Origin of the sequence: Chitinophaga tropicalis, from assembly GCF_009758205.1 — a bacterium.
GTDB classification, from domain to species: domain Bacteria; phylum Bacteroidota; class Bacteroidia; order Chitinophagales; family Chitinophagaceae; genus Chitinophaga; species Chitinophaga tropicalis.
Map to the genome: position 1 here is coordinate 555516 of NZ_WRXN01000003.1, position 12911 is coordinate 568426.

Here is a 12911-nt window from a genome sequence, read left to right on the forward strand (position 1 = left end):
TACAATAGCATGGCTACGAAGAAAAGAGAAAGCGGGTCAAGACTTACCATTATGGCTGTTCTCTGCATTGTGCTGGGGCTGGTGATAGGTTTTGAGATAAAAAGAGTACATATAGGCTTACTGATAGGGCTGGGACTGGGCTTGCTCAGTGGCAACATGCTGAAAAAAAGATAAAAGCTCATTTTCCCGGCGGGCTTATTCCTGCCGGGAGAATGAAACGGAACCATCATAAAATTAATACGACCTGTAATTGATCCGGTTATGAAAGAAGATAAACCGCCATTACTCCCGCATTGGTGGATGTGGTACACATTTGTGATTGCCTGGCTGGCATTTCTGATAGGAGGATTTTATTTATTTACTAAAGTATATTCATGAGCTTAGCAGACTGGATAGTGCTGGTGGTAACACTGGCCGGCATCATATTGTATGGTATCTGGAAAAGCCGCGGGCAGCGGGATATAGCAGGATATTTCCTGGATAACCAATCCATGCCCTGGTATATTGTATTACTTTCTATTATTGGTACGCAGGCCAGCGCTGTTACCTTTCTTTCCGCGCCCGGGCAGGCATATACTGACGGAATGCGTTTTGTGCAGTACTACTTTGGTCTGCCGCTGGCAATGGTGGTGTTGTGCATCACTTTTGTACCTATCTTTCATAGACTGAAGGTCTATACGGCGTATGAATATCTTGAACAAAGATTTGACCTGAAGACCCGCACCTTTACTTCTGCCTTATTTCTTATTCAGCGGGGATTATCAACCGGTATCAGCATCTATGCGCCTTCTATTATCCTGTCTTCCCTGATGGGTTGGAATATTTACTGGACCAACATAGTGATGGGCGGTATGCTCATCATCTACACTGTATCAGGTGGCACCAGGGCGGTCAGTTATACACAGACACTACAACTGGTCATTATTTTTACGGCTATGTTCCTGGCTGGGTGGATGGTAGTGCATCTGCTACCGGCAGATATTGGGTTTGCTGATGCCCTGAAGGTATCTGGTAAGATGAACAAGCTGAATGTTATTGTAACAGATTTTGACTGGCAGGATAAATACAATATATGGAGCGGATTGATAGGAGGGTTCTTTTTGGCGCTGTCTTATTTTGGGACGGACCAGTCGCAGGTAGGCCGTTATCTTACGGCCCGTTCTGTTTCCGAGAGCAGGCTGGGACTACTTATGAACGGATTGGTGAAAGTGCCTATGCAGTTCCTTATCCTGCTGATAGGCGCCATGGTATTTGTGTTCTATCTCTATTTCCGTGCTCCTGTATTCTTTAATGAAGCACAGTTAAAGAAAGTGCATAAAACGGAGCATAGTGCGGCGTTAGCTGCTGTTGAAAAAGAATATAACCATCTTTCTGATCTGAAACAGCGGCAGGTGAAGGAGATGGCGATAGCTATAGACCGGGAAGATGAAAGGGCGATAGCGCTGACGAAGGAACAGTTGCAGCAGACGGAGGCACAATCTGCCGAAGTACGTAAGCAGGCCGTGGACATTATCCATAAGGCAGATCCTGCGGCGGATGTCAATGATACTAATTATATCTTTCTGCATTTTGTGGTGAACAACCTGCCCCGGGGATTGGTGGGATTGCTGATTGCCATTATTTTCCTGGCCGCGTGGGGAAGTATTGCTGCTGCTTTAAATTCGCTGGCTTCTACTACGGTGATAGATATTTACCAGCGTATGTTCCGTAAGGAAGGTTCTGACGAGCATTTTCTGAAAGTGTCACGCTGGTGGACGGTGTTGTGGGGAGTGTTCTGTATTATTGTAGCGCAGTTTGCCAGTCAGCTGGGCAGTCTGATAGAGGCTGTTAATGTATTGGGATCGTTATTCTACGGTGTGATACTGGGTATATTCCTGGTGGCTTTCTATTGTAAGAGGATTGGAGGATTTGCCACTTTCTGGGCAGCCGTTGTATCTGAGATAGCTATCATCGTTATTTTCCTGATGAATATAGTATCTTTCCTGTGGCTGAATGCGATTGGTTGTTTCCTGGTGATGGGAATAGCATGGGGGATACAGATTGTAAGAGGGAAGGAGAAGGAATTGAAATCTGCTGTATAAGCGGTGCTTAATAAAAAAACAGCTTCCATTATGTGGAAGCTGTTTTTTATTAGCTTATAGAGATGCGATCAGCTTTTTATTTAAAGCTACATAGTCATCATTCTTTGCGGTCTGTGCCAGTTCGATACCTTTTTCTGCGGTAGCTTTTGCTCCTTTTTTATCGCCGGCTTTAGCCTGGATACGAGCTTTCTGGTAGTACATCCAGAAACCCTGTGGGTTTTCTTTAATGGCTGCATCTATCCAGGTTTGCGCCTGTTTCAGGTCGCGATTTGTTTCCAGGTAGTACAGAGCTGCCTGGAAGTAAGGTTTTTTTTCACCTTTCATAGCAGTTTCCAGCTGTGCCATTACTTTGCTATCTATTTCAGCGGTTACTTCTACAGATACCATTGTTTTTTCCCAGATCATCAGCATATTCACTGAGGATGGCATTACATCATCAAAGGTGATCATGAAGTTTTCTACAGCAAAGGGGAGGGTGGTAACGGTACCTTTTACACGTACTACGTCGTTTTCTTCTTTGTAGGCGGCAGGGCTGGTTACATCCAGGCTTTTGCTGAGGATCACGGTCCATTCTTTTTCTCCCGGAATGGTGAGCAGGCCGTATTTACCTGCTTTTACTGGTTTACCGCCAAAGTTCACATCTTCTCCGAAGGTGATGGTGGTAGCGCCGTTAGCACCTGTTCTCCATACTTTACCATAGGGAACGAGGTCGCCCATAACGGTTCTACCTTTTATAGCCGGACGGGAATAGCTTACATCAATAGAGGACAGGGCGAAGTCCTGGTGGATAGTCTGGCCAGGACTTGGAGCGGGCATTTTAACTCCCTGAGCAGAAGCGAATTGTGCGCTGATCAGGAATGCACATGCTACAGCTGAGCAAAGGAATAATTTTTTCATAAAGAAATTGGTGGTTTAATTCTGCGCAAATATCTGTTATCCCACTCATTTCATCAACCCGTTCGTGTATTTGGGGCAAACTGATATTTAGCAGGGGGGGACAAAAAAGGCTTTCACCTTCCGGGTAAAAGCCTTTTTTTATGATAGAATTTTAGTCTGTTTTTTTATTCTATGATACCATTTCTGAAGGCATGCATGACCAGGCCGACTATATTCTTAGCTCCGGTCTTTTCCAGTAACTTCTGGCGTAATCCTTCTACTGTACGGGGGCTTAGGAATATCTCTTTTGATATTTCCTGTGTCGTGTATTCGTTACAGATAAGTTTCAGCACTTCCAGTTCACGGTCAGTCAGTTGTACTTCATTTTTGAAGGTAGGTTTGAAGTGCTGTTTATTTTTGTGCATTACCTTTTTGAGTAAGGCAAGGTTTACATTTTCATTGAAATAGAAGCCTTTTTCGTAGGTGGTGCAGATGGCTTCATATATTTCGCCGGGTTCTGCGTTTTTCAGCAGGTAGGCGTTGGCGCCGTTCTCTATGAGGTGTACAATGAAGTTATCGTCTTCATACATGGTGAGTACGATGATTTTTACGTGTGCATATTTTTCACGTACTTTTTTAGTGGCCTCGATGCCGTCCATATTGGGCATTTTAAGGTCCATCAGTATAACGTCCGGCTGTTGCTCTTCCATGATCTGCAACAGGTGTACCCCATCTTCAGCCTCAAATACAACACTTATGTTCTCGTAAGGGGTGAGCGTATTGATTACGCCGCTGCGGAAGATCTTATGATCGTCGGCAATGGCTACCTTTATGTTGTTCGCCATAAGAGGTGGCTGTTTTAGTTGATTTATATAGAATTGTCCCTGCCCGGCAGGTACATTGAACCTACCCCGGATATACCGACCGACAGGGATCATGACTGCTCAGCAGGAACAAAGCTAGAAAAAATCGGCTTATTCCCCGGCGCTTTGATAATTTTCTACTGTTATTTCTGCGATTGTGCCGGATGTAGTGCCGGGCAGGTAACTGATACTGCCTCCTATGATATTCAGCCGGCTTTCTATGTTCTTCAGTCCGAGGCTTCCTGATTTCTTCTTTGAGCTATCCAGGGAGCGGAGCAATAAGCCGTTGCCATTGTCAACTACCTGGATTTTTAATTCTTTTGGGCTAGCGTTGTAGAATATTTCTATCTGAGTAGCCTGAGCATGTTTGAAGATGTTGTTAATGAGTTCCTGTACAACGCGGTAGATGTTCAATGCTTTTTCGAGATCTACGGGGTACTGGTTACCATCATCTTTATAGGAGATCTGTACCTGTCTGTTTTTGTTCATCAGGTTGCAGAAGGAGTCAAGGGCTTTTGAAAGACCAAGATTTTCAAGTGCCTGAGGGTGCAGGCTTTGGGAGATGAAACGCAGGTGTTGTATGATAGTGTCTGTAAACTCTTTAGTCTCTTTTAGCTGTTCCAGCTCTCCGTTACCATTTTTTAATAAGGGCTGGAGGTGATTGAGGTTCAGTTTCAATACAGATAGATGTGCGCCTACTTCATCGTGCAGGTCTTCCGCTATGCGTTTGCGTTCCTGTTCCTGGCCCTGCATGATTGCTTTTAAGCGTTCTTTCTGCAGTTGGAGGTCTTTGTCCTGAATGACTAGCTTATGCTGTATAACCTGTTTTTGCTGAAATATTACCAGGACTACTACTAGTATGCCTAACAGGAACATGACTGCAGTACCGATAATAATTATTTCAGAGATATTCATGGCCGGATCTTTTTAGCTTTCAACAGGCCGATATAAAACAGAATAAGTTGTATCGCACCTGCTACAAAGGTAATACCGAGGGATACATGTGATGCGTTCTGGGTGGCTTTTGTTGAAAACTGGGCAAAGTTATTAGCTAAAGTAAAGAGGAAATAGCTACAGTGGTAAACAAATAATCCAGCATTGTACCAAAAATCAGGCAGGGAGTTGATAAAGACTGATTTCCGGACCAATTCTTCGTCCCGCAGTAATTGCCAGAAAAACAATACGGCGTAGACCATGAGTATTAACGTTTCTGCTGATGTAGCGTAAGAATTATAAGCATATGGACCTTCCAGGTGAAAATAGTCCAACAGGACCAGCGTCAGTACAGGTAAGATCATCAGAGCTATAACCAGTTTGGCGGTTCTGGATTTAATAATGGCATGGAAGAATGAAGAGGCGACCACAAACTGTATAAAATACATGATATTGTAGAACCACAGGTTATGCTTCATTATAAGCGCAACAAGTATAGAACCTGCTGCAAAGACCACACTGTTAATAAGGTAAAAGTAAATCCATTTGCCACCTGGCTGAAGCTTTCTGAGGTGTAAAGTAAAGGGGATCAAAAGCAAGCATTCGATCCCCCACATAATGTAAAAAATAATCTGATGTATGTACACTTGTTTGGGTTTTGTAAATGAACCACTCACGGACAGCTTGTTGGGCAAGGCAAGCCATTATCAAGAGCGCCGCCGTCATCGAGATCGTCGTCTCCTGTTGCCCTCAGGCTGTTAATAGCTGTAGACTTCTGTTTGGGTTTGTACAATACATTCTGACCATTTTTGTCAACTGCATAAATGACCATTTTCTTGTCTTCTTTACCATCGTGATCGCAATCATCACCATAATAGATGCGCAGACCTACGATGTCTTCCTGATAGTTCAGGAGTTCCTGCAGTTTGTCTTTGCCAAAGAAATAAGCCTGGATGAAATCATCACCAAACTTTTTTGTTTTTTTGGAGCAATAATTACCCCTTAATCTCTCGGCTTCCTTTTTGGAGATAAAGTCGCCGGTGTCCGGTGGGAAGGTTTTTTTTGCTGTGTTACTCATGTTATGCTGTAGTTTTAAAGTGATGGTAAAATTATTACAAATAATTACTTTACAAAGACTGCGACAAAATAACACCTTTGTGCCATGAATTGTTTTGATAATTCATAAATTATTTAACTTCAATTAATTATGTAATTATGTCTACGTGTAGCCAAGAATTGAAAACGTAGCCTTCTCAGAAAAATGCGTAGTTCTACGTATTCCGTAAAAGCCGTAGGTTAACTCTTGTCCTGTAACGGGTTCTTTTTCACCTTTGTACCATGAGTGACAATAAAGCCATCACTCAAAAAATGAGCATTCTTTTGGGCCTTTCTCCCATGTTTGTTCCTTGATTTAGTCATGCAGAGAAAAAAAGTTAGCTGTGAAGTTGCAGCTAAGATGGAGTTAGTTCGTTAACCCCTTCTTTAAAAACTTAAAATTATGTGTTACCTGTTACTTGGAAACATTTCTGCATTGATCTCAGATGACTGTACTGAGCCGCTGGTAAACGCCCGTTTACGTGTCTATCTGCCAGAAACAGGTTACCCCAACCGTTGCCGCCCCAAAAAAAATATTTTTAATGGTCCCGGGCTGCTTACAGCTGCGCAGGTGGCTGCTAAAAGCGATCGCCTGCTTGCTGAAACGAGGCTGGATGAGAAGGGTAATTTCATGATGACCTGGGAACAATTGCATCTTTTTACGGAACCGCTTGAACTGGACATATGTCTGCATCATTTGCCTGAGGAGGGGAATAAGGTAATGGAAACCCATTATCACCTGAGTTGGCTGGTGCCACACTGGAAACGTTCAGGATTGCGCTATGTTGCTGCATATGCTTATGTGATACCAGCAGAAAGCTGGAGCCAGATTAGGGCCAATTATGGTACCTGGGTGATCGCCGGAACTGTCCGGAAGATGCACTCCAGCGAGGGACAATCACAATTGAAAGTAGAAGTGTACAATGCCGGAAATCATCGCTTACTGGGTTGCTGCGGTACTGATGAAAATGGGCGTTATCAGCTTCATTTTACGAAAAAAGAGCTGGCAGGCGCTTTAGCCTTCTTACATGAGCCACAGCAGGAGAGCGGACCGGATGTTTATTTTAAGATCTACCGCAATAACCAGCTGTTATGGGAAGAACGGGAAGATGCCGCCATGATGCCTGGCCGGAAAGCCATCCCGTCCTGCAGTATCATTAATATTACGATACCGCAGCAGCCCGTCCCGAAAAGCCAGGGTAAGAACTCCGGGCATTTCACAGGATGGCTCAGCAACCTGGCTATGGCAACAGGGAGGAGATCATCGCTAGTCAGTTATTAGCAGGCCGTAAACGTTACTTTACCTTGCCGGGGTTGAGTTTCCCCGGCAAGAGCAAAATAAGTCTCTGATCAATTTAACCTATATTTTAAAAATATATGCCCCTCACTTTGTTTGGTGACCCATGTATTTAAAACAGCTACCCACTACAGCCAGTTCCCGGGTAGCTGTTTTTGTTTTTGAGGGGACTCTATGATCTAGAAATTCGTATTCACGATAAGCGAAGCCCTGTCTGCATTTGCAAAGTCCATCGGGATGATACCGAACCTGCCGTGCGTGTTGGATGTAAAATAGCTTGTTACAGAGGGATTGATTGAATTAGACACAGTTGTGATGCTGGGTATACCGAAGATGAGCGACTTATATCCGCTGGTAAAATTCAGGTATAGTACTGCCGGGTTCTGGGTACGTGCTTCGTTCAGTAATGTTGTGATGGTATTCCATTTCCCGGAGTTGTCAGGAACTACGTATTGATCCTGTACGCGCAGACTGGCATTACTATTAGTGATCGTGAAAGTGGTATTATCACCCCATGCTGTAGCCTCAATACCTTTTGGCGTTGCAGATGCGCCAAATCTTCTGAGTAATACGATCTTTCCTCTTACCTGTCCGAGGGTAGGAATGGCAGCACCCAGCCACCAGGAGCCTGAATACTGTTGTACGTAAGAATCAAAGGTTTGTTCGAAGGTGCGGGTGTTGTCAGTCGCGTCATATTCTTCCTTTATGCTCATGACGATACACTCACCCGGATGGCTGTTCAGAAATGCTGAACAGGCCAGCAGGACATCATTGAAATTAAGATTCTGGTAGATGGAACCGTGGTGGATGGCGAAGGCGTTGCCAATGTGTCTGCAACGGATATCCAGGAAACGGATGCCGGCCTCCAGCTGTGCAGCAATAGTGAGGTCCTGGCATTTGGCTGTACCGGATACCGGTTCAAAACGGGCGCCGCTGTCATGCGTGCCTGGAATGGACAGTCCTGCAATGCTGGTATTGTCCGGCAGGCCGGTCATCCAGCTGTTCAGGGATACTGCCGCCGCTTCTGTGGCTGCGGCCAGTTTGTTGTCAGGGAGGATCAGTTCGTTCGGTGAGGACTCTTTTGAACAGCCCGCCAGGGATACGGCCAACAGCACAGCGGCTGCGGCATGCAGAAAATGATGCTTGGTCATTGTTGTAGGTTTAAACAGGGTTTAATACCATAAAGACACCACAGATGAGAGCGGTAACTATAGAGATAGCGGAGTTAACAATCTGGTAACCTGGGAAGGGCAGAGGTATTAAAAACGGGGATGGAAGCGCTGGAGGGTATCTCTCAAAAATTCCCTGTCAAGGTGGGTATAGATCTCGGTAGTGGTGATGCTTTCATGTCCCAGCATTTCCTGTACGGCGCGGAGGTCGGCGCCTCCTTCAACCAGGTGGGTGGCAAAGGAATGCCGGAAGGTATGGGGGGATACCTGTTTATTGATGCCGGCGGCAGCGCTGAGTTCTTTTATAACGAGGAAGATCATCACCCTGCTCAGGGCACTTCCCCGGCGGTTGAGGAACAGGATATCGTCCTGTCCGGGTTTTACCGGTACGTGTACCCGTATTTCTTCTTTGTATATGTTGATATATTTAATAGCGTCACTGCCTATGGGGACCAGTCTTTCTTTGTCGCCTTTTCCCACTACACGGATAAATCCTGCATCAAAATGAAGCTGTGATATCTTCAGGTTCACGACTTCACTGACACGGAGGCCGCAGCTGTACATGGTTTCCAGTATGGCCCGGTTGCGTTGTCCTTCGGGGGTACCGGCTTTTATCTGGGAAATGATCTGTTCTATTTCTTCAAAGCTCAGGACGTCTGGCAGTTGTCTTCTGGTTTTAGGGGCTTCCAGCAGTTGTGTAGGGTCTTGTTTTACCATGTCTTCCAGGAGGAGGTATTTATAAAAGGCTTTGACTCCTGAGATGATCCTGGCCTGGGAGGTGGCCGTCATACCCAGTTCTGCTACCCAGTGAACGAAGGATTGCAGCTGATCAAGAGTCAGCTGATCGGGTGTTTGCCGGTTACCGGAGGATGAAAGGTATTGTACCAGTTTCTCTACATCGCGAAGGTAGGCTTCTATGGAATTGGCAGACAGGGAACGTTCCAGCTGCAGATATGCTTTGAATCCTTTAAGATATATATCCCACATAGATGGCAAATTAACAAACAAAAAGCGTCCCGGGTATTACCGCGGGACGCTTTTATATGCTTACCGGTGTTGCCGGCAGGTGATTAGAATTTTTCCAGGCCGGAGAAGAAGAAGTTACCTTCAATTTCGGCATTCTCATCAGAATCTGAACCGTGTACGGCGTTACGGCCTACAGATTCAGCGTAGATCTTACGGATAGTACCTTCTTCAGCGTTGGCTGGGTTGGTAGCGCCGATCAGTTTACGGAAATCTTCCACAGCATTGGCTTTTTCCAGGATAGCTGCCACGATGTGACCGCTGCTCATAAATTCTACCAGCTCACCATAGAAAGGTCTTTCTTTGTGAACTGCATAAAATTCACCTGCTTTTTCGGCCGAGAGCCTGGTCATTTTCATTGCTACGATGCGGAAACCTGCAGCGTTAATCTTGTCCAGGATACCCCCGATGTGCCCGTTTTCTACGGCATCGGGCTTGATCATTGTAAAAGTTCTGTTGTTAGCCATATATTTAGAATTCCTAATTAACTAATTTTGCGCGCAAATGTAACCAGAATTTGTTTAGTGATGAAAAAAAAGAGAACTTCGCACTTCATTTTTCGGTAAAAACAGTTATTTTTTATTATTAATATTAAATGCAGGTAAGCCTGTGTACTTAAAGGTTAAGAATGAAGAGGATAGAGGAAATTAAGCCCTTGCTGCAAGACCCTAAAAGAGCGGTGATAACAATGCATCAGAAACCAGATGCAGACGCAATGGGCTCATCCCTGGCCTTGTTCCATTATCTGAAACAAAAAGGGCATGATGTAACGGTTATTTCTCCTACCAATTTTCCTGATTTCCTGATATGGATGCCGGGAGCGAAGGATGTACTTGATTTCGAATCTATGCAGGAGAAAGCCCTGAAGGCCCTGGATGGTATTGATCTCCTTTTCTGTCTTGATTTTAATGCCCTTTACCGTACCAAATCAATGGAGCCTTACCTTGCCCAGCTATCCTGTACTAAAATACTGATAGATCATCACCTGGAACCACAACCTACTTTTGATTACGGTGTCAGCGATACTTCTGCTTCCTCTACGGCGCAGCTGGTATATGAAACTATCTATAAACTAGGTGACGAGCAATATATTAACGAAGAGATGGCCCAATGTATCTATGCGGGTACTATGACAGACACGGGGTCTTTTCGTTTTGCCTCTACTACTGCTCGGGTACACCGGATGGTGGCAGACCTGTTTGACCGCGGCCTGAGGCATGAGATCATTCATTCGGCCATTTACGATAATTTCCTCGAAAACCGCCTGCGTTTCCTGGGGCATAGCCTGCTGAACCGTATGGAGGTATATTATGAATATAACACGGCACTGATAGCCATTCCCTATGCTGACCTGAAACGTTTTGATCTGCAGACGGGAGATACGGAAGGAGTGGTAAATTTTCTGCTTTCCATCCAGGGTATCAAACTGGCCGCCCTCATTATAGACCGGCATGTAGAAATTAAGCTTTCATTCCGTTCCAAAGACGATTTCGATGTAAATACCTTTGCCAGGAAATATTTTGATGGCGGGGGACATTTCCACGCAGCCGGCGGGCACAGTTCAGACTCTCTTGAAAGGACCGTACAACGTTTCCTGAGTGCTATCAGGGAAAATGAGGAACAGTTACAATAATTTGTTATTCAATCCTACTAATACAGTCAAATGAAAAAGAACAAACAGTTGTTAGTTGCAGCATTAGGCCTGATTATGGCCAGCTGCGGTACCGGGCAGAAAAAAACTCCTGGTGGCGTGGAATATATCGTTCATAAATCCGGAAGTGGTGCGCAGCTGAAGCTGGGTGACACTGTTCTGATGAACATCAGCCAACGCCTGAACGATTCCGTACTTGCAGAATCACGTAAGGTGTTAGGTGCTCCCGTACCTGTACTGATCGCCAAATCCGTTGAGAAATACGATCTGATGGAAGGTCTGGCCCTTCTGAAAGAAGGTGACAGTGCTACTTTCATCATTCCTTTCGATAGCTTACCAGAGCCTCGTCCTCCATTTGGTAAAAAAGGCGATAAGCTGAAAGTTACTTTTGCTGTAGTAGGTAAATACTCTGCCGCAAAGCAGAAAGAAGCTGACGAAAAAGAAATCAAAGAATACCTGGATAAAAATAAGCTGAAAGCTACTACCACTCCTGAAGGCGTTTATGTTGCCGTTAGCCAGGAAGGTACAGGTGTACAGCCTAAAGAAGGTGATACCGTTTTTGTTCATTACACCGGTAAGCTGCTGAATGGTAAAACTTTTGATTCCAGCCTGGACAGCACTTTAAGGCCTGGTATGAAGCTGGAGCCAATTAAATTCCCTCTGGGCCGTGGTTTTGTTATCAAAGGCTGGGATGCAGGTATTGCTGCACTGAAAAAAGGCAGCAAAGCTACTCTGTTGATCCCTTCTACACTGGCTTACGGTTTACAGGGCAGTCCTCCGGCAATTCCTTCCAACTCCGTACTGACATTTGAAGTACAGTTGGTAGACGTTAAGCCTGGTGCTCCTGCTCCGGCTGCACCTGCTGCCGCTCCGGTAGTACCTGGTAAAAAATAATAGAAAGAATAAAAAAAAGGAGAGCCTGTATCATACTTTTGATACAGGCTCTTTTTATTCGGATACCTGATGGAGTCAGGTAGTCATATAAGTGATTCTCAGGACGTTTATTTATTTTTGATACATCCTCTTCTTTTTTTATACCTGATGAGTTGATCAATATCCATCTACCATCACTTCGTACATCTTCACTTTCAGTTCCTCCAGCGATATATCCTGTACCAGGTTCCCATCCTGCGCATAAGAAATACTGCCCCTTTCTTCTGATACAACGATAGCCAGGTTATCACTGTGTTCTGTAATACCTACTGCTGAACGGTGACGCAGGCCTATACGCGTTGGCAGGTTAGGGTTTTCAGATACGGGAAGTATTACTTTAGCTGCCAGTATCTTACTTCCTACAATGATCAGCGCACCATCGTGCAGTGGGCTGCCTTTGCAGAAAATGCTTTCCAGCAGTTTTGCATTTATGTTGCCGTCGATAGCAATGCTGGAAGCTGTATCAAATTTCACGCGGTAGGTGTTGGCTATTACTATCAACGCTCCTGTGCGGCTGGCGGCCATACGTGCAACGGCGGTAATCACTTCGTTGATGATATTCTCTTCTTCCCGGTAACTCTTGAACTTATCCGGCAGGAACAGTTTGGTGAGAAAGCTGTCCTTGCTTAATGGCGCTTTCTTACCCAATACCAGCAGGAATTTCCGGATCTCCGGCTGAAAAATGATGATGATAGCTATAAGGCCAACGTTGATGAAGTTCTGCAGTATAATGGTAAGAATGGGCATGTGCAGCATCTGCACTATGAAGTAAGCCATATATACCATTAACAGGCCTACGAAAATATTAAAAGCAAGGCTGCCTTTTAACAGCCGGTACAGTTGCACCACCAGGAAAATTACAATCGCCAGGTCAACGATGTTGAGCCAGTGGAATTTGTAGCCATAAAAATTAAACAACTCCTCCATAGATTGTAAAAATAGTAAATATTTATTGAGTTAAAGGGCATCAATATATCCCTTTGCCTGACA

14 protein-coding genes are annotated in these 12911 nt (G+C 44.8%); 5 read left to right on the top strand and 9 right to left on the bottom strand.

All coding sequences use genetic code 11. The features are described 5' to 3' along the window. The first annotated feature begins 9 nt into the window (after positions 1–9). Both GO493_RS30830 and GO493_RS10205 read left to right on the top strand, forming a co-directional pair. On the top strand, positions 10–174 hold the full coding sequence (locus GO493_RS30830) for a hypothetical protein (protein ID WP_198315671.1): 165 nt from the start codon (positions 10–12) through the stop codon (positions 172–174). Between the two features lie 200 nt (positions 175–374). Next, positions 375–2081, top strand: a complete 1707-nt coding sequence (locus GO493_RS10205; protein ID WP_157306046.1) for a sodium:solute symporter — start codon at positions 375–377, stop codon at positions 2079–2081. Between the two features lie 54 nt (positions 2082–2135). Here GO493_RS10205 and GO493_RS10210 read toward each other — a convergent pair whose 3' ends face one another. From GO493_RS10210 to GO493_RS10230, 5 genes are all read right to left on the bottom strand, one after another. Beyond that, positions 2136–2978 carry a DUF2911 domain-containing protein gene (locus GO493_RS10210; RefSeq protein ID WP_157306047.1) on the bottom strand — a complete coding sequence of 281 codons (843 nt, stop codon included), beginning with the start codon at positions 2976–2978 and terminating at the stop codon, positions 2136–2138. Positions 2979–3142: 164 nt separating this feature from the next. Continuing rightward, positions 3143–3802, bottom strand: coding sequence for a response regulator transcription factor (locus tag GO493_RS10215; RefSeq protein WP_157306048.1), 660 nt, complete (start codon positions 3800–3802; stop codon positions 3143–3145). 129 nt (positions 3803–3931) lie between these two features. Continuing rightward, positions 3932–4735 (bottom strand): sensor histidine kinase, encoded by an 804-nt coding sequence (locus GO493_RS10220; RefSeq protein ID WP_157306049.1) that lies wholly within the window; start codon positions 4733–4735, stop codon positions 3932–3934. Beyond that, positions 4732–5232 carry a hypothetical protein gene (locus tag GO493_RS10225; protein ID WP_157306050.1) on the bottom strand — a complete coding sequence of 167 codons (501 nt, stop codon included), beginning with the start codon at positions 5230–5232 and terminating at the stop codon, positions 4732–4734. The genes GO493_RS10220 and GO493_RS10225 overlap by 4 nt, the downstream gene beginning before the upstream one ends. Positions 5233–5426: 194 nt before the next feature. Further along, entirely contained in the window at positions 5427–5831 is a 405-nt protein-coding gene (locus GO493_RS10230; RefSeq protein ID WP_157306051.1) for a hypothetical protein, read from the bottom strand. A gap of 420 nt (positions 5832–6251) precedes the next feature. Between GO493_RS10230 and GO493_RS10235 the strand changes: the two genes are divergently transcribed. After that, complete coding sequence (locus GO493_RS10235; protein WP_157306052.1) at positions 6252–7130, top strand: hypothetical protein; 879 nt, start codon at positions 6252–6254, stop codon at positions 7128–7130. A 194-nt stretch (positions 7131–7324) separates the two neighbouring features. Here the strand turns inward: GO493_RS10235 and GO493_RS10240 are convergent, their stop codons facing one another. The 3 genes from GO493_RS10240 to GO493_RS10250 form a co-directional block, all read right to left on the bottom strand. Continuing rightward, positions 7325–8296: a phosphatidylinositol-specific phospholipase C gene (locus tag GO493_RS10240; RefSeq protein ID WP_157306053.1), complete on the bottom strand. Its 972-nt coding sequence runs from the start codon at positions 8294–8296 to the stop codon at positions 7325–7327. Between the two features lie 108 nt (positions 8297–8404). Then, complete coding sequence (xerD, locus tag GO493_RS10245; protein ID WP_157306054.1) at positions 8405–9301, bottom strand: site-specific tyrosine recombinase XerD; 897 nt, start codon at positions 9299–9301, stop codon at positions 8405–8407. Positions 9302–9384: 83 nt separating this feature from the next. Next, complete coding sequence (locus tag GO493_RS10250; protein ID WP_157306055.1) at positions 9385–9804, bottom strand: nucleoside-diphosphate kinase; 420 nt, start codon at positions 9802–9804, stop codon at positions 9385–9387. A 221-nt stretch (positions 9805–10025) separates the two neighbouring features. Between GO493_RS10250 and GO493_RS10255 the strand changes: the two genes are divergently transcribed. Both GO493_RS10255 and GO493_RS10260 read left to right on the top strand, forming a co-directional pair. Further along, positions 10026–10970, top strand: a complete 945-nt coding sequence (locus tag GO493_RS10255; RefSeq protein WP_232538801.1) for a DHH family phosphoesterase — start codon at positions 10026–10028, stop codon at positions 10968–10970. A gap of 30 nt (positions 10971–11000) precedes the next feature. After that, on the top strand, positions 11001–11882 hold the full coding sequence (locus GO493_RS10260) for an FKBP-type peptidyl-prolyl cis-trans isomerase (RefSeq protein WP_157306057.1): 882 nt from the start codon (positions 11001–11003) through the stop codon (positions 11880–11882). A 156-nt stretch (positions 11883–12038) separates the two neighbouring features. Here the strand turns inward: GO493_RS10260 and cdaA are convergent, their stop codons facing one another. Next, entirely contained in the window at positions 12039–12848 is an 810-nt protein-coding gene (gene cdaA, locus GO493_RS10265; protein ID WP_157306058.1) for a diadenylate cyclase CdaA, read from the bottom strand. Between the last annotated feature and the right edge of the window lie 63 nt (positions 12849–12911).